A 20,236-nucleotide genomic window follows, 5' to 3' on the forward strand; every position below is an offset into this window, starting at 1 on the left:
TAAAAATAAAAAAATATGTTTAAAACTAATTTTTATGGGTAATTAACATAGTAGTAGTTTGAGATAAGGGGGCGGAAATGATGAATTTGGGAATAAATATTTTGCAAAATGATGTAGGGTATACGGTACAGCTTAATGGTGAAATTGATGCATATACGGCATCAGATTTGAAAAATAAGATCATGCCTATTGCGAGCGAAAAAGAGGTTCATATGGTAGTAGATTTTACTGAGGTAGAGTATATGGATAGTACAGGTTTAGGTGTTTTTATAGCTCTATTAAAAGCGGTTAAGAAAAATAATGGAAAACTAGAGTTTATTGGTGTATCTAAAAGACTAAAAAGATTATTTGATATTACAGGGTTGACAGAAATATTAAATTTGAATTCCGATTTTGAAAAAGTAGAAAGAAGGTGACTAGGGATGATGGAGAGATTTGAAAAGATAGAAATGAAAATTCCTGCAAAGGCAGAATATGTGGCTATTATTCGTTTAACGATGGCTGGTGTTGCGAATCGAATGGGCTTTGCTTATGACGATATAGAAGATATGAAAATTGCTATTAGTGAAGCATGTACAAATATTGTACAACATGCATACAAAGAAGACGTTGGAGAAATTGCAATTGTCTTTGGGCTATATGAAGATCGATTAGAAATTATGGTTGCGGATAATGGGGTTAGCTTTGATTTTAATAACTTAAAAAGGAAAGTTGGTCCGTATGATATTAGTAAACCAGTAGAACATTTGCCGGAAAATGGTTTAGGTTTATATTTAATCAATACGTTAATGGATGATATACAAATCATGCATGATGAGGGCATGACAGTTTTAATGACAAAATATATACAAAGAGAGCAGGTGGAGAATGATGGAAATCCAATCTCAACCTACGAATCTTACTAAAGAAGACGTTATGAAACTAATTGCAGAATTTCAACAAAACCAATGTGATGAAGCGCAGGAAAGGTTAGTTGAGCATTATAAAAATCTTGTCTATTCCATTGCATATCGCTATTCAAAAGGCGGACCGATGCATGAAGATATTATACAAGTAGGCATGTTAGGGCTCTTAGGCGCAATAAGAAGGTATGATTATTCGATAGGGAATGCTTTTGAGCCTTTTGCAATACCTACGATAGTAGGGGAAATAAAGAAGTATTTACGCGATAAAACTTGGGGCATTCACGTTCCAAGGCGAATTAAAGATTTAGGCGGAAAAATTAAACTTGCGATAGAGGAGTTAACAGATCACCTGCAACGTTCACCGAAGATTATAGAGATTGCAGACCATTTAGGACTATCCGAAGAGGAAGTACTAGAAATTATGGATGCGAAAAATAATTATCGAGTATCTTCCTTAGATGATGTAGTTGAAAATGCATCTGATGGAAGTTCGGTAGCGAGAATTGAATCTGTAGGTGAAGTAGAGCAAGGATATGAAGAGACAGAAAGGCGTCTCGTTTTAAAGGATATTTTTAACGTATTAAATGAAACGGAAAAGAGTGTTATTCATTATATATTTGAAGAGAATTTAAATCAAAAGGATACAGGGGAACGGTTAGGTATTTCACAAATGCACGTTTCTCGTATTAAAAGACAAGCGATAAGTAAATTGAAGCAAGCCGCATTTTTAGATACATAAAAAATTTAAAATAATGATGTTTAAAACATGGGAAAAGGGGTACGTATTAAGTATAGGAGGAGATATAAAAATGTCACACGATGTGAAAGAACTAATCGAAGGATTGAATGAAGATTTAGCAGGAGAATACTCAGCAATTATTATGTATAACCATAATGCAGCAACAGTTTCTGGTATATATAGACAAGTGTTAAAACCTTTCTTTGAATCTGAAATTAGTGATGAACAAGGACATGCCCTATATTTAGCGGAGAAAATTAAGACGTTAGGTGGTACACCTACTACGATCCCTTTACCAGTGAAACAAGTAGAAGACGTTAGAGAAATGTTAGAAGAAGCTAGAAAGTCAGAATATGAAACAATTAAGCGTTATGAAAAGAGAAAAGAACAAGCAGCGAAATTAAATATGACAGAGTTAGTTGTAAAGTTAGAAGATATGATTGCAGATGAAACAAATCATATGGAAGAATTAGATCGTCTTTTAAATGATAAAGCAATGGTGTTAAATTAAAAGTGGAAACTTATAGAGTGAAAGAACAAACTCTCATTTCTGGGGGTTTGTTCTTTTGCTATATAAAAAATATGTTTGAGTAGGAAATTTTCATTTTATAACTGAGTATGTAATACTAGAAAAATAGAAAATAATAATCGATTTACATTTTATATAAGAAAAGGGGAAATCACTTGTGTCCATTTTAATTGTAGATGATAATCCGGTGAATATCTTTGTAATTAAGAAGATTTTAAAACAAGCCGGATATCAGGATCTTGTATCACTTAATTCTGCACAAGAGCTTTTCGAATACATCCATTTTGGAAAAGATTCTTCCAGGCATAACGAAATAGATTTAATACTATTAGATATTATGATGCCTGAAATTGATGGACTTGAAGTTTGTAGGCGATTACAAAAAGAGGAGAAGTTTAAAGATATCCCTATTATTTTTGTTACAGCTTTAGAAGATGCGAATAAATTAGCTGAAGCACTTGATATAGGTGCAATGGATTATATTACAAAACCAATAAATAAGGTTGAATTGTTAGCGCGTATGCGTGTAGCACTACGCTTGAAATCGGAATTAAATTGGCATAAAGAACAGGAAGAAAATCTTCGGAATGAACTAGATTTAGCTACGCAAGTACAAAGAAACTTATTAAGTAGCCCATTAAGAGAAGAGCATATAAAAATCGAAGCAAGTTATTTACCTTCATTTAAACTAGCTGGAGATATGTATTACTGGTATAAAATCGATGAAAACCGCTACGGTATTATATTATTAGATGTGATGGGACATGGTGTATCCGCTTCCTTAGTTTGCATGTTCATTTCGTCTGTATTACGTGAAACAATTAAATGTTTAATCGATCCAGAACTTGTCATGAAAGACTTAAATAAATATATGACTCTTTTACATAATGAGAATGACAATATTCCATATTATTTTACAGCGATATACTTAGTAGTTAATACAGAAGATAGAACGATTGAATATGTAAATGCAGGACATCCTTCTGGATATGTTTTAGTTGATGAAACAAATGTAGTGGAACTAAATCGCGGGAGTTGTGCGGTAGGATTTTTTGATGAAATAAAAGTTGAAAAGACAGTTATACCTTTTGAGAAGAACGCTCAAATCGTATTGTTTACAGATGGTGTACTTGAAGCAATAGCAAATGATGAATTTGAGGCTGAAGAGAAATTACGTACTTTTACAGAAAGAAAATGGGGAGAGCTAGAAGAAGAGATAGAAGAGTTTTATAAGGAAGAACAGAAAGAAGCACAATCAGATGATATGTGTTTAATTATGATACAAACGAATGCGAAATAAAAAGCGTATGAAATCCAAATAGAGGATTTCATACGCTTTTATTGTATTTTTTGATAGATTTGTTCGTGTGGATTAAATTGCGTATAATGCGGCATGATATCCGAGAAACGAAGAGTTTCTTTATTTCCTAAACATAGGAATCCATTGTGACTTAAACTTTCATAAAATAGTTGCTGTACTTGGTTTTGAAGTTTACTTGTAAAGTAAATTAAAACGTTACGGCAAAGGATAATATGAAATTCGTTAAAAGATTGATCGGTTACTAAATTATGTTGTGCAAAAATAATGTTTTGTAACAGTGAAGGATTAAAATAAGCAAAACGATTATCCGTTGAATAATAGTTAGAAAATGCTTGTGTACCGCCAGCTTGTAAATAATTTTTCGTATAAGTTTGCATTTTATTTAATGGAAGAATACCTTGTTTTGCTTTTTCTAACACATCTGTATTCATATCTGTTGCGTAAATAATAGCTTTTTCACTTAATCCTTCTTCATGAAGTAAGATGGACATGGATAATACTTCTTCACCAGTTGCGCATCCAGCATGCCAAATTCTAATTTCAGGATGCTTTCTTAATTCAGGAATAACATGCTCTCTCAGCGCCTTAAAAAAGATAGGATTACGGAACATCTCAGTTACATTGATCGAGAAATCATTTAATAACTGCTCTAAAACCCCTTCCTCATGAATTACTTTTTCAATTAATTTTGAAATGGTAGGGATATTAGAAATCTGCATTCGATTACAAATCCGCCTATAAATAGATGTGCGAGCATATTGGCGAAAATCAAATCCTGATAGTTTAAATACCGCTTCTAATAGTAAGTCAATTTCTAAGTTCGTACGCTTATCCGTATCTACTGATGGATCAAAATTATAATACTTATTTTCCACTGAAACGAAACCTCACTTATTTTATTAACCATACACTCATTACCGAATAGAGTTGATGTAAATTTAATGGTTTACTTATATAATCTGAAGCGCCAGCAGATAAACATTTTTCCTTATCATTTGGCATTGCTTTAGCAGTTAATGCGATAATAGGTATTTCATGTAACCCTAAGTTCATTCGGATATGTTCCATCGTTTCATAACCGTCCATATTTGGCATCATAATATCCATTAAAATAAGGTCGATATTTGTATTGTTTTTTAGTATTTCTAAACACTCTAGGCCGTTTTGTGCAGTAATGATATTGGCATGTTGTTTTTTTAATGCATTTTGTAATGCAAATATATTCCGATGATCATCATCGACAATTAAAATAGTTTTCTCTTGGAAGACGTTATTTGTTTCTGGAATCACGATAGTTTCCTCGACAACTTCAGCAGGAATAACTTCATCTACCGTTGCTGCGACTTCTAAATTGGACAACTGTACATCATGTAATCCATTTGGAAGGTTAGGAATATATACGGTGAAAGTACTGCCTTCTCCTACGTGACTCTGTAACGTAATCCAACCACCTAATAATCTAGCAAACTCTTTACAAATAGATAATCCTAAGCCTGTACCACCATACTTCCGAATCGTTGCGCCATCTGCCTGTTGAAAGGCTTCGAAAATAAGTTGATGTTGTTCTTTAGCGATACCAATACCAGTATCTTTTACTGAAATTGTCATCCAGTCTTTACTTATAGACTGCATATCATCACTTAAATTGCTTGTTTCTATCGAATCGAAATGTAAAGAGACAGATCCTTTTTCCGTGAATTTAAATGCATTGGATAATAAGTTTTTAATAATTTGTTCAATCCGTTTTGCATCTGTATAAAACAGATCAGGAATCGTGTCACTGTCTTCAACAGTAAATTCAACATTTTTTTGTGCAGCGATATGTAAGAAGTTTTGCTGCATACTTGCTGCCATATCACTTATGTTCGTTGCTTCAAAAATGACATCTAGTTTTCCGGCTTCTACTTTAGATAAATCTAGTATGTCATTAATTAAAGTAAGTAAATCCTTCCCTGATGAATTAATGACGGTTGCCAATTCAATTTCATCATCGGATAAATGATTATCATGATTTTCTTTTAACATTTCAGATAATAGTAAAATACTATTTAACGGTGTGCGTAATTCATGTGACATATTTGCTAGGAACTCAGATTTGTATTTTGAGCTACGTAACAACTCGCTTGCTTTTTCTTCTAATTCTAATTTAGTCACTTGTAAGTCAGCTGTCTTTTGCTCGGCCTCTTTCGTTCTAGACTCTAACTGTTCGTTCGTTGTTCTTAATTCCTCGGCTTGCATTTGTAGTTCTTCCGCTTGCGTTTGCAATTCTTCTGATTGAACTTGTAACTCTTCTGTCATTGCTTGTGATTCATGTAAAAGAGTTTGAATTCGCATACGTCCCATAATGCTGTGGATTGTTAAACCTAGATTATCAACAGTTTGGTGAATTAAATCTTGATGTAAATCTGAAATGTCAGTTACACTTACTAACTCCATTACTGCAATCACTTCATCCTCAAATAAGACAGGGATGACTAGTAAATTTTTAGGGCGTATTTCTAATAATCCAGTAGTAACGTAACGAAACTCTTCAGGTATATCCCTAAGAATAAAACTTTTCTTTTCTAAAGCAGACTGTCCAATGAAACCTTCACCCATTTTAATGGATTGTTTTCCAATATCAATACCTTGATCGGCGAAAGAAGCTTTTTTCACAAAGTAGACAGTTTCTTCAACTTCTTCACGTACATAGAATGCACCGCAAGAAGTTTGCGTTTTTTGTATAATGCCACTCAAAATTTTGTTACCTAACATCTCAATAGAAGATACACCTTGATACATTAAAATTAATTCTGCAATCTCCGTTTGTAACCACTCTCTTTTAGATATTTCGTCTAGCAGATGGTTCGTTGTATGAGCAAGATCTTTTATTTCATCATGTGTATTTACATGAATTCTTTCCGTAATTTTTTCTTTAGAAGAAATGGATTTAATAGCTTGAATTACATTTTTAATCGTTTTTGTAATGGAATTGGAAATATAAAGTGAAACGATAATAGAAATACAAGATAGTAAGAACAATAAACTGTATAACCAAAGCTCTAATTTATTATTTTTAGTATCTAATTGTGCAGCTCTTTTTTTCGTTAATTGCTCCTCAGTGCTACGGAAGTCAGTTAGTTGTGATTGTAATGATTGGATTTCGGTAGTGTCGATTTCTTGTATTTTATTACTATTATGATTTGCAATTAACGGGTGAATCTCTTTATTCATCCAATTAGTAATGTTTCCGTTAATCTCTTTTAATTTTTCTTGCTGAGATGGATTATCTTCTAATAAAGAAAAAAGATTATGGTAATGTTTTTCATAATCTCTTTCGGCAGAGTTAAGAGATTGCAAATAGTTCGCGTTATTAGAAGTGATAAAGCCTTTCGCCTTATTTTCTATTGTTAGCAAGTCTTTTTCCACTTGGTTCGTTAAATTGAGAACTTTAAAATCGTGATCAATAATAAAATTACGAGATTTTTGTAAATTGGAAATCTGATTGTTTAACATAATAAAAGAAATAAGTAAAAACAAAATGATAACTAAATAACCAGCCATAATTTTGTAGCGAATACTAAATTTTGCTTCCGATTTCATTAAAAATTCCTACCTTCAAGGTTATTAAAAGTTTTCTATTTTAAAGAATGAAAAACGTAATATATATTATATCAGTTTTCATAAGGCCAAACTAGAAATCCCCCTATTGTATTAGGGGGTTCGTTTTGAATAGAGGAAATTATTTTGAAGTATAAAACTATATATGAAAAGTAACAATCGAGGGAATAGGGAGATAATAAAACCTTTAAGAAGGAAAGAGTGTTCTTAAAGCTCTTTTTGCATCTACTCCTTCAAATATAAATAATACAAGCTCCCTCTTTTTTACAGTAAGGAAAAATGATACTAATGTGCTTAAGTTTTTAATAGAAGTAAGTGTTCCTTGTTTACTTATAAATACATTTGTTTGAAATGTTGTCATTAAAGCATAAAAATGATGAATCTGCGTTATTGTAGGTGTTTCATTATAAAGAATAGTAGTAGAGTGAATGGCATTCATCGTAATATTCCTTTCCATATAATAAGCATAACAATATAAACGTACCCGTTTTAAAAAAAGTTAAACATATAAATAAGAAAAAATATAATTATAGTTTTTTACGTTTAGAAAGGGGTAAGAAGGGTATACATATACCATAAAGAGATTGACCGAAGATGAATTGTAAAGTTCTAGTCTATAAAAATATACTTTTACTTTAAATAAAAAGGAGACTGTTACATATGGATAAAATGATAACGGATATTACATTTGATTTCATTTCCTTGTTAAGTAGTTCTCTTGTAGTCCTTTTATTGTTAGCATTTTTCGTAAATGGTTATGTGAATAAAAAAATTAGTGTATATAAAAACGAAGAGTAATAAAGATACGTTATATAAAATTTTAGGAGGTTAATAGTTATGAATGTAGATAGAAAAATAGTAGGTGTTTTTCCAACAATTGATGATGCGGCACTCGTTATTAATGAATTAAAGGAAAAAGGATACCCAGCAGATAACATTTCAGCTATTGCGAAGGATCAAAAGGAAATTGAACATCTGGAAGAAAAATCGGGTGAAAAAGTGAATAGCGAAACGGCACATAAAGCAGATATCTTTTCAGCAACCGGGCTTGTAGCAGGAGGAGTAGCAGGCGGACTCGGTGGTTTATTAACAGGTCTTGGTGTACTTGCTGTATCTGGACTGGGCCCAATTGTAGCAGCAGGACCGATCGCAGCAGCTATTGGGGGAGCCGGTATTGGCGGAGGAGCTGGAAGTTTAATAGGAGCATTTATCGGCTTAGGAATCCCTGAAGACCATGCTAAAAAGTATGAAGAATATATTTACGATGGGAATATATTAATTTTAGTAGATGCAAAATTAGATGATAAGTTAGAAATCTACAAAATATTTGATAAGCATCATGCTTATAACTCGGATTTCTTTAAATAAAATGTAAACAAAGTAAATATCGTTTTTGATCTTACAACTTTGGCGCGACCGAGGAGTCGTATGACTATAAGAGAGGAAGGGCTTATGGTAAAAGATCAAGTTTAAGAGAGAAGGGGTGTCTTGTCGTGATTGTAAAAATATTAAAGGATAGTAGTAATAGCTTCCTTTGTACAGTGCAAAATAAAAATGGAGATCAGTATGTGAAGAAATGGTTTCGTAAACATGAAAACAAGGAAGAATTAGGGCGACCAACTTTTAAAGAAGTAGAACGCGACTGGAAAGAAAATAGGGAATCGTTTATGTATCCTAATGTTAAAGCGCTTTATTAAACAAAATAGTCGCTGTATTCTTACAAAACTGTCACATTCCTGTAAGGTAATTCAATAGATTCGTTACTTGTTCCATGTCATAATAAAGACATAAGAAAGCTTATTAAAACTACAACTTATTAGGAGAGTGTCAGTCATGATTGTAACAACAACGTCTGGAATTCAAGGTAAAGAAATTATTGAGTATATCGATATTGTAAATGGTGAAGCTATTATGGGTGCAAATATTGTCCGCGACTTATTCGCATCTGTTCGTGATGTTGTCGGTGGTCGTGCCGGTTCTTACGAAAGCAAGCTAAAAGAAGCTCGTGATATCGCAATGGATGAAATGAAAGAACTTGCAAAACAAAAAGGTGCGAACGCTATCGTTGGGGTTGACGTAGATTATGAAGTTGTTCGTGATGGAATGTTAATGGTTGCTGTAAGTGGTACAGCTGTACGTATATAAGTAAATGAAAAACAGGCTCCCCCTTGAAGTTTATGCTTTGAGGGGATTTTTTTGTTCATAACTAAAGTTAAGAGGGAAAAGAGTTGATTGCTAGCTTACTTATTTCAAGTTTAGTATATTATTTCCAAATACGAAAGTGATAGTATGGGAAATTTGTATATATTTAATGAAGATGTTAACTTTATGACAAATAATAAAATTGCTATTTGATGTACGGCGAGAATGAGTGGTATGAATAATTTTAGAGAGTGTATAGTTGATAGAAATAAACGATTGAGCATGTAAAGCGTTATATTACATAAAATTTATAATGAATGGAGGCGATTACATTATGTTTTGGTTAGGGTGTTTTTTAGGATACATTGTAGGCTCTGTCATTACATGTGCTCTACTTTACTATGGGTATAGATCTAATGAAAACAAAAAAGCGAATATACAAAAGAGGGAGGAGAGGAAAATCAATCAAAAAGGTGTATAGGATGTGGAACGTACGGTGATAACATTGATGCAAAAATAAAGGGCAGTACATATTTTGATGACTACTATGTACTGTCCCGTTTATTCTTTTTTGATTATGAGAAGTGGTTTCCTGTTTTGCTATAAATTTCATAGGCGAAAAACCCCAATAAATAGCCGATTCCGGATCCTAAACTCACTGCAAGAAGTGAATAATCCGGGAAAAACATGCCGAAAATCAAACCGATTATACAGCCAATAAACATTCCTATCGGTATGAAACTGTCTAATAAAATTTGAGCCTCATTTGATTTTTTCTTACCCAATTTGCCGTGCTTATATTTATGTTCCAATCTTTTTATTACAAATACTACAATTCCCCCGACTAGTATAACAGGCCAAATTGCCGAAATTAGCCACATGTTAGAAGCTCCTTTCACCTTTTAATATAATTATACCAGATACTTACAAATTTTCGTTCCTAAATGTATTATCTAGTCTATTTAAAAGGTCAATCAAAAAGCCCACTTCAATTGTAGTTAATAACTAGTCAAAAATACTTTCCCTTTCGTTTTCTCAGCAGACTGCACAACATCAACTGCCGCTTTCACATCCGCTAAATCATATGTAGAATGGACTTTCATAAAACGTAATTGCTTATTTTCTACTAAGCGAATTAAGTGACGAAACGTTTCTTGCCATTTATATGGTGATACCTCTTTATTCCAATGTCGTAAATGAAATATGTTCGCGTGTACTTTTGCTTTCGTGACAATCTCTGCCCAGTTTACTTGTACACCTGATAGAAGCCCGATCGTTAAAAAGTGCCCGTTTGGACGTAAGGAGAAAGCTAATGCATTTCCATCCGGTCCCCCGATAGAATCAATTGCAGCATCCGCACCGAGCCCGTTCGTTAATTCCATAACAGTTTCATAAAGCGGGGCAGTGGAAGTATCGATTACATATGCAGCACCAAGGCGCAGTAATTCTTCTGTATGCTTATTATTTCGTGTAACGGCAATTAATCGGAAGTTTAAAATTTGTGATAACTGCGCAAATAGATGTCCAATAGCGGATCCGCAAGCATTCACTAATAAAATGTCATTACTCTGTAAGTTTAGCGTTTCTGTACAAGTGACCCACGCCGTAAGAGGATTAATATACATTTGTGCCGCTGTGAAATCATCGATGGAATCGGGAATAGGAACTACAAAATCAGCTGATGTTTTCACATATTCTTGCCAAGTACCTTCGCCGCGTAACGGTAAAACACGTTTGCCGATAAGTTCTCTAGAAACAAAAGCCCCTACATCTTCTACAATGCCAACACCTTCATAACCAGGTATGTTAGGTAACGGAATTCTATGGGCATACGCTCCGGTTATTGGAATTAAGTCAGATGGATTAATCGGTCTAACTAGCATACGAACTAAAACTTCATTCTCTTTTAATGGTTCTATATTTTTATATTCAACTTGTAATACATCTTTTGGATTGCCGAACTTGTGAAATTGAATGTGTTTTCCGTGCAAAGTAATGTTCCCCCTTAGTTTGATTGGGTTTATTATAGCATTTTTGGTTGGAGTGATTATTTCGTTATCAAAAAATAAACGGGAACAGAAATTCGTCGTTTATCTATTTGATAAAATCGCTTTCTCCTAAATACATAGTAATATAAGAAAAAGACGCCCTTGTGAGCGTCTTTTTCTAACTTGAGATAGATGCATTATTATTGTTCTACTAGGTTACATAGTTCTCGTATAAAGTTTTCTCACACAAATGATCTGTGTATCAATTTGTTTTTGATATACAGATCATTTGTATGATAATTATTATAGATAATTGCTGAATGATAACCTTACATGAATGCTTTTAAAAGTTCTTGAACTAATGGAATTACTCCACCTACAAATTTTAAAACTGCCATTGCGATTTCCATATGAGTGCCTCCTTTTTTAATGGTAAGATGCAATAAATCTTTATACGCTTATTATAGTAAGCGCTTACAATTATATCAATGCATTTCGATATGCAATATTTCATATTTATATTCTGTAATGGGGATGGGAAAAAGCCCCTCTAATTAAAGTTTCACTTTATCAAAATGTAAGCTGCATCTTGTATAATATAATGGTGGAGGTTGAATATGAAAAAAATGAATTCAAATATAGACGTGGATACAAATGTATTGGAAGCGGTATTTATTCCAAGAAGGTTTATTGTTTTATGGATTACACTCGTATATATAGCTTCAATGCTTTTAGAATTTCGTAATAATATTCTCTCAATGGATAGTTTCTTCTTCACAATAATTATTGTTATTCATACTATCTTTCATTGGTATGCAAGTTCATTAAAGAATAGACAATTGTTGTATTTCTTTTTTGTACAACTCTTCATTGTGTTTCTTGCTGCATTTATTGTACCAAATGGTTCAATAGCTATTTTTGTTGGATTAACGCCTATTTTAATTGCCCAAAGTTTATATGTTTATAACAATATATTTAAAGTAATGGCGGTTTTTACTTTCATGTATGCCATATTTTGTACTGCGATTAGTATGAATTATGGTGTGAATAAAGTAGCTATTCTTATCTCTATGTTCCTTTTAGTACTAGCAATTATTATTCCTTTTTCTTATATTAATAAGCAGCAATATGATGCACGTAATCGTATACAGAGCTACATTCAAGAGTTAGAGTCTGCATATATGAGAGTAGAAGAATTGACATTAGCTAATGAAAGGCAGCGAATGGCAAGGGATTTACATGATACGTTAGCGCAAGGTGTAGCGAGCTTAATTATGCAATTGGAAGCAATAGACGCCCATATGCAAAAAGGGAATACAGGGCGATCTCAAGAGATTATGAAACAAACTATGATAAGAGCGAGACAAACTTTACATGACGCAAGGCTGGTTATTGATGATTTGCGTCATACTACTAATTCATTTAATAAAGCTGTAGAGGAAGAAGTTCAACGTTTTTCTGAGGCTACGTCTATACATGTGAGATTTACTATTCAAAGCCCCCCGCATATTTCAAGATTAGTAAAGGAACATTGTTTATATGTAATTAGTGAATGTTTAACGAATATCGCAAAACATTCGCAGGCAACAGATGTACATTTGAAAGTTGAATATAGCGATAGCCTTGAAAGACTTACTATTGAAGTTGAAGATAATGGAATTGGTTTTGACACTGGATATATCGGTAAGAATCCTGGACATTACGGCTTAATTGGCTTAAATGAGCGAGTTCGATTGATTAATGGAGAAATACATATATTGAGTGAAAAGGTGAAGGGTACGAAAGTGTGTATTCAAGTACCTATCAATAATGAAGGAGATAGCGATGAAGTATAACGTATTAATTGTGGATGATCATTTCGTTGTAAGAGAAGGTCTGAAATTAATAATAGAAACGAGTGATTCATTTCAAATTATTGGTGAGGCTGCAAATGGAGAAGAAGCCCTTTCTTTCATAGAAAAAAAGAAACCTGATGTTATTTTAATGGATTTAAATATGCCTAAAATGAGTGGTTTAGAAACAATTGAAGCTTTAAATAAAAAACAAAATCATACGCCGATTATTATATTAACTACTTATAACGAAGATGAATTAATGTTACAGGGAATTGAGTTAGGAGCAAAAGGATATTTGCTAAAAGATACGGATCGTGAGAATTTGTTTCGAACATTGGAAGCGGCTATTCGAGGTGAGATTTTACTACAACCTAATATTATGGAAAAGATAGTGAATTATAAAAGGAAAGAAGTATATGCTGATAAGGTTGAAGAAAATAACTTAACAGAAAAAGAATTGTTTGTGTTGAAAGCTATTGCGCGTGGAAATAAGAATAAAGAAATTGCATTCGATATGGGAATAGCTGAGCGAACAGTAAAAGCGTATTTAACAAATATATACAATAAATTAGGTGTTAATTCAAGGTCAGAAGCAGTTGCTGTATCTATTGAAAGGAAGTTAATTCATTTTTAAAACATTATATATGCCCAATCGTACATTATAGGCTTGCCCTTTTGTACGATTTTTTTATTATTTTCTCATGTTATGCTTTAGAAAGGATGAGAGATTTAAGAACGCTCTAATTGCATTACACAGACGTTTTTAATGTGGGAAAGGAAGAAGAATAATTAAATGGCAACTTTGTTTTTAATTTCTGTAGTAATTTTCTTTATTTGGCTGCAAAGTAAACAAACAAAATTAAACTGGATACATATTATTACTTTTCTCATGATGATAGGGATTATTACTTATACGGCGCCGCAACCAATGACTAGAGATTTACAAGCAGAGTTATTGGCCGTTACGCTTTTTTCTTTCGCTATCGGTGTTTGGCAAGGTGGAGGAATTACAGTTTGTTATGAGGATGGAGTTTTATATATTACAAATGGAAAACAGTATTCCATTTCATGGATTCTTTTAATAATCGGCAACATAATTATTATTAACACATTTGAAGGTGGATTTACTTTTAATGGATTGTGGATTATTTTGTGTAGTGTTGTCATTGCATCTGGGGTGAAAAATAGTATTCTATGTATTCTATACAAATTAACAGTGCGAAATTGAATGGAAAAATAATATTTTTTTATATTTATATATAAATTAATGATGTAAGTTCAACAAAAGATTGTAGTCGATAAAAACGAGAAGGAAGAATGGGGGAGTTAGCGTAGATGTTTCTACCTATTACTACATTTGATAGGTTTATTTGGCTGGGGAATGTTGCTTCGTCTTCAGAAAAGATGAACAGGAATCTGGCGTTTTCGAGGGCTGAAGAAAGTAATGTTAATTTGTGTAAAAAGAAATGTATAGGTTCAATTAATAATATGCATCAAAAAATAACGATAGCTTCTGTGGAATATGGTCATAATTTTGTGTTGGGTCGTGCAGAACCACATTCAACAATTGTCATAACAAGTGGTGATATGTATGTTGGAAGCGGACGGGTTAATAAGTATGGGAAATTTAAAGTATGTACGAATGATTATCTAGAAAGAGATTTGGTAATAGAGATTCAGTTGATAATGGGTGGTTTTTATCAAGAGAGTATAACGGTAAAGATAGAACGTTAAGATAGGATTATTTCTTTTTTTCCACTATATAAAAAGGAAGCAACCGTAGTTGCTTCCTACATCAATTAAGCCGAAGCTCTCTTCATTCTCTCAAGTAAACTAGATAACACATGCGTACGATACGACTCTAGTTTTTTACCTTCATAAGTACGGATACCTAATTTTTTAAGTTCTTTTACATACCAACCTTTGCTTCCGAAATACATGTGATCGCTCCCCTTCAACTTTGTTTTTACCCCGCATTAACGGGCAGTAAGACTCCCACCTTGAAATTGGGCTATGAAGCAAAGCAGTTAGGTGGGAGATCAACTGCCCGTAAATGCCCGATTGGTTCAACTAATAATCATTTGGGATTAAAAGATTCCCCAATGATTAAAGTTTCACTTTATCTGCTCTGATTGCATATGGAGGTACAGGTAATATAATGAAGGAAATGAATTTCGCGCAAAAATGGTTAACTTTGTTGCAAAAGACATATATACTAAAGATAGTATACAACGAGGTGGACAAGACGTGATTATAGAGAAGCACGAAATTCAAATTGACCAAATTACGAGCGGTAAAGTGAATATCTTTACTTTCTATCGAAATAGAAAGCAAATTGATGATCAGTTTTTACGATTGCAAGAACCATCGCTTACAGCAAACTACTTCTTCCATTTTCATTTTGATGCAGAGAGCTTGCATCTACTGCAGGAAGAGTTTCCAAGCGTATATCCGTACGACGGTAGTGAAACGATTCACGACTGGACGGAAAAGATGAAAGCGGAATTGCAACATCAGATCCAAACAGGAAAATGGAATAAACGCGTACGTATCGGTAATCGCATTCTAGATGTGGTGTTTACGTGGTGTGACGAAGATATAGTAGAGTGAAAAAGAAGCGGATGACGCTTCTTTTTTTTAGCGCTGGAATAAAACGAGCTTACCTGCAGTAGATGTGCAGCGATGTGTTTTTTCATACAATCCTTTTTCTCGTAAAATAGATTCACCTTTTGCTTTCGCTTCTTTTTCAGTTGCCGCCTCGAATGATTCGTCTAATGCTTTTGAACCATCTTTTTCAAAGACTGTTAGAACGTATACTCCCATGAAAATTCCCTCCAATAATAAAAATCAGAATCTTATAACTATTTTGGCATAAATCACTAGAATATGCAAAGAAATATATGACATTGCGTGTTAAAATAAAGGGGAAGTTTTATGGGCACTAGATTTACTATTCGTAGTAAAGTACGGAAAAAGAAAGGATCGTTATTTGTGAAACAAGTGAAGTTTATACATGCGGCTGATTTGCATTTGGATAGTCCGTTTAAAGGGATGGAGATGAATGTACCGCAGTCTGTTTGGGAGAGAATGAAGCAGAGTACGTTTGAATCGTTCGAGCGTATTGTTGATAAAGCGATTCAAGAGCGCGTTGATTTCGTATTACTAGCCGGGGATTTGTATGATGCGGAGACGAGAAGTTTGAGAGCGCAAGTGTTTGTGCGCGAGCAAATGAAGAGACTTTCGCAGTACGATATCCCTGTTTTTATTATTCACGGTAACCACGATCATTTAGGGGGAAGCTGGGCAGCAATTGAGTTTCCGGAAAATGTTCACGTGTTTACGGAGCCTTATGTAGAAGAGAAATCATTTTATAAAAATGGTGAGTTGTTAGCTTCTATTTACGGTTTTAGTTATTTGCAGCAAGCGGTAACGGATAATATGACAGCGCAGTATACGAAAATGAGTGATGCGCCTTTTCATATTGGCATGCTTCACGGAAGTGTGGAAGGAGATGCAGAGCATAATCGCTATGCGCCGTTTCAAATTCGTGAGCTGAAAGAAAAGCAGTTTGATTATTGGGCTCTTGGCCATATACATAAACGTGAAATTTTATCAGAAGAGCCATACATTATTTATCCAGGTAATATACAAGGACGTCATCGTAAGGAAACGGGCGAGAAGGGTGCGTACCTTATTGAACTTACGAAACGAGGAACGCACTGTTCATTTTTCCATACGGCGGATGTTGTGTGGGATGAGATAGAAGTGAGTATCGATGGACTTGAAACTGTTGATGAACTTATGACGAGCGTATCGAGTGCGATGAATGAATGCCGAAGAGAAGAGGAAGGGACGCTTTTAACCGTCGTATTTACAGGTCAGGGAACACTTTCTCCTTATTTACGTGACGAAAAACGTGTGGAAGAGGTTTTTCATATTTTAGCAGCGGGCGAAGAGCGAAAAGATTTCGTATATGCGATGAAGTGGAAAAATGAGACGGTTTCTTTTGCAGAAATCGAGCGTTTGAAAGAAGAAAATCATTTCGTCGGTAGTGTGCTAAAAGAGTTAGAAGCCTTCACTAATATGGACGGCGTATTGCGCACAATTTGGACATCTCCTGTAGCACGTAATAGTATTGAATCTTTTACAGAGGAAGAGAAGAGAGAGATTCAAAAGGAAGCAGAAAATATTATTTTAGAACAATTATTCCAGCAAGAGAGGGATAAGAAATGAGAATGGAAAAACTCCATATTTATGGGTACGGAAAATTAGAAAATGTGGAAATGGATCTGTCAATGCTGACGGTGTTGTACGGTGAAAATGAAGCGGGAAAATCGACAATTCGCTCGTTTATGAAAAGTATTTTGTTCGGCTTTCCGACGAGAGGACAGCGCCGTTATGAACCGAAAGAAGGCGGCAAGTATGGCGGGGCGATCACTGTACAAACAGAGAAGTACGGCCGTTTGAAAATTGAACGATTGCCAAAGACGGCCGCTGGGGAGGTAACTGTTTATTTTGAAGACGGGAAAACGGGCGGCGAAGAAATTTTACACGATATATTAACCGGGATGAATGAAAGTTTATTTGAATCGGTCTTTTCTTTTGATATGCATGGCCTTCAAAATATTCATCAGCTTGGCGAAGCGGATATCGGCAATTATTTATTTTCGGCAAGTGCAGTCGGAAGCGATGCGCTATTGCAGTTAGATAAAAAGCTAGAAAAAGAAATGGATCAGCGCTTTAAGCCGAGCGGGCGTAAACCTGAAATTAACGTGTCACTGCAAGAGATGAAAAAGCTGGAAGAGAAGATGAAAGAGTGGCAAGGGAAAATTGGCACGTATGAAAAGCAAGTGGAGCAGCTAAAAGAAAGTGAAGAGAAACTTGCTTCTGTTCGCGTGGAAAAAGAGAATGCAGAAAAGCGAAAGCAAGATTATGAAATATTAGCAGCACTTGAACCTCTCGTTATTGAAAAGCGTGCACACGAGAAAGTGTTACAAAACGAGAGCGGGCAATTTCCTGTAAACGGGATTGCGCGTTATGAAGCGATTAAGGCGAAGATGGAGCCGCTTCAGTTGCAAGTTGATTCGCTCCATAAAAAAATAGAGACAGTGCAATTGGAAATGGAATCGATTCAAATAGATGAAGAATTTTTACAAAAAGAAAGTTATGTAGAAGAACTTCGTATGCAGCATATGTCTTATGAAAATGCACGTCAAGAAATGCGTGATATAACAGGAACGATTACGAATATAAAAGAAGAGCTTGCAGAACTAGAGCAACAAATCGGTGCTACTTTTGAAAAAGAAACAGTCCTTTCGTTTGATATGAGTTTGGCAACGAAAGAGTTAATTACGCAAGCAGTGCAAAAGGCGCGCGAATTAGAAACGCAAAAAGCACAGCTTGATGATCGTTTTAAAGTAGCGCAAGAGCAATTAGAAGAACAAGAAGAAAATATAAGACAAATTCAGAAGCAAATGTTAGCGGATGAAGAGCGAAATACGTTAGTTGAGAAAGAAAAATCGTTCCAAGATGCGGCGTTTATCGGTATGGGCGCTGAGAGAATGAAGCGTAAATATGAGGAAAAAGCAGGAGCAGCGATGCAAAAGAAAAAACAGTGGCAAAGAGTTTGTCTTCTGTTACTTCTTATTAACACAGGCGTGTTATTCACAAGCTTATTTATAGATAACCGCCCGCTCTTATTTATTAGTGTCATTATTTTTGTAGGGATTGTTCTTGCCCTCGTTTTATATAAAGATCCGTCAAGTGGATTACAAGAAGAACTTCTTACTCTTCAGCAAAGTGCTGGCGGGAGACAAAGTGAAGAAGCGATGTCTGTGCGGTATGAGTTAGAAAAAGATGAAGAGATACGTAAACTATTTGAGCGTGAGTCTTATAAATTGCAGCAAATGGAGCGCGCATATGATAAAGTCGTTTCATCGTATGAAGAATGGGAGAGAGAAACGTTCCGCATAAGCGAACAAGTAAATGTGTATAAGAAGCGCTATACGTTCCCTGAATTTTATACGTATGCGCACATATTGCCGGCGTTTGAGCGTATGGAAAAAATGCAGCAATTATATCGTGAATTAGAGAAGCAAGGTGCGCGAAAATCTTTATTATATGAAATGATTTCCCAATTTGAACATAAACTAGAAACGGTTATCGGTAGTGGGGAGTATAGTAAGCTGCACGAGGCACAAAGCCGTATGCAAAATGAGAAAGAAAAACGCCAAACTTGTAAGCAGCTAAAAGAGAAACTAGCTGAATGGCAAGAAGAATATGCGTTCATGCAAGAACAATTAAAGCAATTAGTAGTAGAACGAGATAGTTTATGGCATATCGCAGAAGCTACAAATGAAGAGATGTTTCTAGAGGCAGGTAAACTAGCGGAAAAACGTGAAGATGCAGAGAAACAAGTGGGGCGTTTATTGCCGCAAATTGATCTTTTAGAACAACGTTTAACGAGTTTATCATTAGCTGAACATTATGAAGCTGACGGTTATGATGAAAAATTAAAGCAAGAACTGACAACCGCGCAAAACTGTCTTACAAAGGAAAAAGAACTGACAGAGCGTATTGCACAGCATCGTATGGAAATTGCGAATTTAGAAGAAGGTAGTACGTACGGTGATTTAATGCACGAATGGGAAATGAAAAAAGCGCAAGTGCGTGAACAAGTGAAGAAGTGGGCTGCGTATGCGGCCGCAAAGACAGTGTTAACGAAAACGAAGCAATATTATCATGAAGTACATCTTCCTCGTATTTTACAAAAATCAGAAGAGTATTTTGTGTATTTAACGGGCGGACGATATAGTAAAATCTTTTCACCGTCAGAGGCGGAGCCGTTTATTGTAGAGCGTAACGATGGTATGCGTTTTTATAGTCATGAACTAAGCCAAGCCACAGCTGAGCAGTTGTATTTATCGCTGAGATTTGCGTTAGCAAAAACATTTGAGCATGATTATCCATTTATTATTGATGACAGTTTCGTGCACTTTGATGCGGTAAGGACGAATCGGACGATTGAACTTATAAAGGAAATTGCAAAGGATAGACAAGTGATCTTCTTTACATGTCATGCGCATTTACTCGCGTATTTTACAGAAAAACAGATTATAAAATTAACGCATAAGCGTAAAGAAAATGAGTTGTAGTGTGCTATACTAAAAGTAACTGA

The 20,236-nt window shown here is 34.6% G+C and carries 23 protein-coding genes and 1 pseudogene; 16 read left to right on the forward strand and 8 right to left on the reverse strand.

The window, feature by feature from the left end; translation table 11 throughout:
* Positions 1-77: 77 nt before the first annotated feature.
* From rsbV to BGI23_RS05115, 5 genes are all read left to right on the forward strand, one after another.
* Positions 78-416, forward strand: coding sequence for an anti sigma b factor antagonist RsbV (gene rsbV, locus BGI23_RS05095; protein WP_042515077.1), 339 nt, complete (start codon positions 78-80; stop codon positions 414-416).
* A 6-nt stretch (positions 417-422) separates the two neighbouring features.
* Positions 423-905 (forward strand): anti-sigma B factor RsbW, encoded by a 483-nt coding sequence (gene rsbW, locus BGI23_RS05100; RefSeq protein ID WP_000970573.1) that lies wholly within the window; start codon positions 423-425, stop codon positions 903-905.
* Positions 868-1,644 carry an RNA polymerase sigma factor SigB gene (gene sigB / locus BGI23_RS05105; protein ID WP_041184079.1) on the forward strand — a complete coding sequence of 259 codons (777 nt, stop codon included), beginning with the start codon at positions 868-870 and terminating at the stop codon, positions 1,642-1,644. Before rsbW ends, sigB begins: the two co-directional genes overlap by 38 nt.
* A 70-nt stretch (positions 1,645-1,714) precedes the next feature.
* Positions 1,715-2,155: a ferritin-like domain-containing protein gene (locus tag BGI23_RS05110; protein ID WP_000017747.1), complete on the forward strand. Its 441-nt coding sequence runs from the start codon at positions 1,715-1,717 to the stop codon at positions 2,153-2,155.
* A 175-nt stretch (positions 2,156-2,330) separates the two neighbouring features.
* Positions 2,331-3,473: a fused response regulator/phosphatase gene (locus BGI23_RS05115; protein ID WP_070805397.1), complete on the forward strand. Its 1,143-nt coding sequence runs from the start codon at positions 2,331-2,333 to the stop codon at positions 3,471-3,473.
* Between the two features lie 38 nt (positions 3,474-3,511).
* Here BGI23_RS05115 and BGI23_RS05120 read toward each other — a convergent pair whose 3' ends face one another.
* The 3 genes from BGI23_RS05120 to BGI23_RS05130 form a co-directional block, all read right to left on the reverse strand.
* Positions 3,512-4,369, reverse strand: a complete 858-nt coding sequence (locus BGI23_RS05120; RefSeq protein WP_070805398.1) for a CheR family methyltransferase — start codon at positions 4,367-4,369, stop codon at positions 3,512-3,514.
* A gap of 16 nt (positions 4,370-4,385) precedes the next feature.
* Positions 4,386-7,076, reverse strand: a complete 2,691-nt coding sequence (locus tag BGI23_RS05125; RefSeq protein ID WP_070805399.1) for a response regulator — start codon at positions 7,074-7,076, stop codon at positions 4,386-4,388.
* Positions 7,077-7,281: 205 nt separating this feature from the next.
* Positions 7,282-7,533, reverse strand: a complete 252-nt coding sequence (locus tag BGI23_RS05130) for a hypothetical protein (protein ID WP_000991340.1) — start codon at positions 7,531-7,533, stop codon at positions 7,282-7,284.
* 221 nt (positions 7,534-7,754) lie between these two features.
* Here BGI23_RS05130 and BGI23_RS28300 point away from each other — a divergent pair, with 221 nt between their 5' ends.
* The 4 genes from BGI23_RS28300 (at position 7,755) to BGI23_RS05150 (ending at position 9,239) form a co-directional block, all read left to right on the forward strand.
* Entirely contained in the window at positions 7,755-7,892 is a 138-nt protein-coding gene (locus BGI23_RS28300) for a hypothetical protein (protein WP_070805400.1), read from the forward strand.
* 39 nt (positions 7,893-7,931) lie between these two features.
* The gene (locus BGI23_RS05140) at positions 7,932-8,462 is read left to right on the forward strand and encodes a general stress protein (protein WP_070805401.1); all 531 of its coding nucleotides are present in this window, start codon (positions 7,932-7,934) and stop codon (positions 8,460-8,462) included.
* A 125-nt stretch (positions 8,463-8,587) separates the two neighbouring features.
* Positions 8,588-8,791, forward strand: a complete 204-nt coding sequence (locus tag BGI23_RS05145) for a DUF4028 family protein (RefSeq protein ID WP_002193859.1) — start codon at positions 8,588-8,590, stop codon at positions 8,789-8,791.
* Positions 8,792-8,927: 136 nt separating this feature from the next.
* A complete protein-coding gene (locus BGI23_RS05150; protein WP_000637511.1) occupies positions 8,928-9,239 on the forward strand; it encodes a YbjQ family protein in 312 nt (103 codons plus the stop codon).
* 572 nt (positions 9,240-9,811) lie between these two features.
* Here BGI23_RS05150 and BGI23_RS05155 read toward each other — a convergent pair.
* The 3 genes and pseudogenes from BGI23_RS05155 to BGI23_RS28925 form a co-directional block, all read right to left on the reverse strand.
* On the reverse strand, positions 9,812-10,117 hold the full coding sequence (locus BGI23_RS05155) for a hypothetical protein (RefSeq protein ID WP_070805402.1): 306 nt from the start codon (positions 10,115-10,117) through the stop codon (positions 9,812-9,814).
* 117 nt (positions 10,118-10,234) lie between these two features.
* Positions 10,235-11,227: a zinc-dependent alcohol dehydrogenase family protein gene (locus tag BGI23_RS05160; protein WP_070805403.1), complete on the reverse strand. Its 993-nt coding sequence runs from the start codon at positions 11,225-11,227 to the stop codon at positions 10,235-10,237.
* 326 nt (positions 11,228-11,553) lie between these two features.
* A pseudogene (locus BGI23_RS28925) lies at positions 11,554-11,738 on the reverse strand (hypothetical protein).
* Positions 11,739-11,841: 103 nt separating this feature from the next.
* Between BGI23_RS28925 and BGI23_RS05165 the strand changes: the two are divergent.
* From BGI23_RS05165 to BGI23_RS05180, 4 genes are all read left to right on the forward strand, one after another.
* Positions 11,842-13,059, forward strand: a complete 1,218-nt coding sequence (locus BGI23_RS05165) for a sensor histidine kinase (protein WP_070805404.1) — start codon at positions 11,842-11,844, stop codon at positions 13,057-13,059.
* Complete coding sequence (locus BGI23_RS05170) at positions 13,049-13,693, forward strand: response regulator (protein WP_000876839.1); 645 nt, start codon at positions 13,049-13,051, stop codon at positions 13,691-13,693. Before BGI23_RS05165 ends, BGI23_RS05170 begins: the two co-directional genes overlap by 11 nt.
* Before the next feature lie 159 nt (positions 13,694-13,852).
* Positions 13,853-14,287 (forward strand): hypothetical protein, encoded by a 435-nt coding sequence (locus BGI23_RS05175; RefSeq protein ID WP_060489168.1) that lies wholly within the window; start codon positions 13,853-13,855, stop codon positions 14,285-14,287.
* A gap of 107 nt (positions 14,288-14,394) precedes the next feature.
* Positions 14,395-14,793 carry a hypothetical protein gene (locus BGI23_RS05180; RefSeq protein WP_070805405.1) on the forward strand — a complete coding sequence of 133 codons (399 nt, stop codon included), beginning with the start codon at positions 14,395-14,397 and terminating at the stop codon, positions 14,791-14,793.
* 65 nt (positions 14,794-14,858) lie between these two features.
* Here the strand turns inward: BGI23_RS05180 and BGI23_RS05185 are convergent, their stop codons facing one another.
* Entirely contained in the window at positions 14,859-14,999 is a 141-nt protein-coding gene (locus tag BGI23_RS05185; protein ID WP_000273537.1) for a YflJ family protein, read from the reverse strand.
* A 307-nt stretch (positions 15,000-15,306) separates the two neighbouring features.
* On the opposite strand from BGI23_RS05185, the gene BGI23_RS05190 reads away from it, so the two are divergent.
* A complete protein-coding gene (locus tag BGI23_RS05190) occupies positions 15,307-15,669 on the forward strand; it encodes a hypothetical protein (RefSeq protein ID WP_000582789.1) in 363 nt (120 codons plus the stop codon).
* Between the two features lie 27 nt (positions 15,670-15,696).
* On the opposite strand, the gene BGI23_RS05195 is transcribed toward BGI23_RS05190, so the two are convergent.
* The gene (locus tag BGI23_RS05195) at positions 15,697-15,882 is read right to left on the reverse strand and encodes a YhzD family protein (protein WP_000539554.1); all 186 of its coding nucleotides are present in this window, start codon (positions 15,880-15,882) and stop codon (positions 15,697-15,699) included.
* A gap of 168 nt (positions 15,883-16,050) precedes the next feature.
* On the opposite strand from BGI23_RS05195, the gene BGI23_RS05200 reads away from it, so the two are divergent.
* Both BGI23_RS05200 and BGI23_RS05205 read left to right on the forward strand, forming a co-directional pair.
* Positions 16,051-17,292, forward strand: coding sequence for a metallophosphoesterase family protein (locus BGI23_RS05200; RefSeq protein ID WP_070807276.1), 1,242 nt, complete (start codon positions 16,051-16,053; stop codon positions 17,290-17,292).
* Positions 17,289-20,213, forward strand: a complete 2,925-nt coding sequence (locus BGI23_RS05205; RefSeq protein WP_070805406.1) for an ATP-binding protein — start codon at positions 17,289-17,291, stop codon at positions 20,211-20,213. Before BGI23_RS05200 ends, BGI23_RS05205 begins: the two co-directional genes overlap by 4 nt.
* Positions 20,214-20,236: the final 23 nt, after the last annotated feature.

The sequence above is a fragment of the Bacillus sp. ABP14 genome (assembly GCF_001831375.1).
Taxonomy (GTDB): domain Bacteria; phylum Bacillota; class Bacilli; order Bacillales; family Bacillaceae_G; genus Bacillus_A; species Bacillus_A paranthracis.

Coding starts and splice junctions, on each gene's coding strand:
- BGI23_RS05165 (WP_070805404.1), top strand. CDS start 11,842: ATGAAAAAAATGAATTCAAATATAGACGTGGATACAAATGTATTGGAA.
- BGI23_RS05195 (WP_000539554.1), bottom strand. CDS start 15,882: ATGGGAGTATACGTTCTAACAGTCTTTGAAAAAGATGGTTCAAAAGCA.
- BGI23_RS05155 (WP_070805402.1), bottom strand. CDS start 10,117: ATGTGGCTAATTTCGGCAATTTGGCCTGTTATACTAGTCGGGGGAATT.
- BGI23_RS28300 (WP_070805400.1), top strand. CDS start 7,755: ATGGATAAAATGATAACGGATATTACATTTGATTTCATTTCCTTGTTA.
- rsbW (WP_000970573.1), top strand. CDS start 423: ATGATGGAGAGATTTGAAAAGATAGAAATGAAAATTCCTGCAAAGGCA.
- BGI23_RS05170 (WP_000876839.1), top strand. CDS start 13,049: ATGAAGTATAACGTATTAATTGTGGATGATCATTTCGTTGTAAGAGAA.
- rsbV (WP_042515077.1), top strand. CDS start 78: ATGATGAATTTGGGAATAAATATTTTGCAAAATGATGTAGGGTATACG.
- BGI23_RS05125 (WP_070805399.1), bottom strand. CDS start 7,076: ATGAAATCGGAAGCAAAATTTAGTATTCGCTACAAAATTATGGCTGGT.
- BGI23_RS05180 (WP_070805405.1), top strand. CDS start 14,395: ATGTTTCTACCTATTACTACATTTGATAGGTTTATTTGGCTGGGGAAT.
- sigB (WP_041184079.1), top strand. CDS start 868: ATGATGGAAATCCAATCTCAACCTACGAATCTTACTAAAGAAGACGTT.
- BGI23_RS05130 (WP_000991340.1), bottom strand. CDS start 7,533: ATGAATGCCATTCACTCTACTACTATTCTTTATAATGAAACACCTACA.
- BGI23_RS05185 (WP_000273537.1), bottom strand. CDS start 14,999: ATGTATTTCGGAAGCAAAGGTTGGTATGTAAAAGAACTTAAAAAATTA.
- BGI23_RS05205 (WP_070805406.1), top strand. CDS start 17,289: ATGAGAATGGAAAAACTCCATATTTATGGGTACGGAAAATTAGAAAAT.
- BGI23_RS05150 (WP_000637511.1), top strand. CDS start 8,928: ATGATTGTAACAACAACGTCTGGAATTCAAGGTAAAGAAATTATTGAG.
- BGI23_RS05175 (WP_060489168.1), top strand. CDS start 13,853: ATGGCAACTTTGTTTTTAATTTCTGTAGTAATTTTCTTTATTTGGCTG.
- BGI23_RS05110 (WP_000017747.1), top strand. CDS start 1,715: ATGTCACACGATGTGAAAGAACTAATCGAAGGATTGAATGAAGATTTA.
- BGI23_RS05140 (WP_070805401.1), top strand. CDS start 7,932: ATGAATGTAGATAGAAAAATAGTAGGTGTTTTTCCAACAATTGATGAT.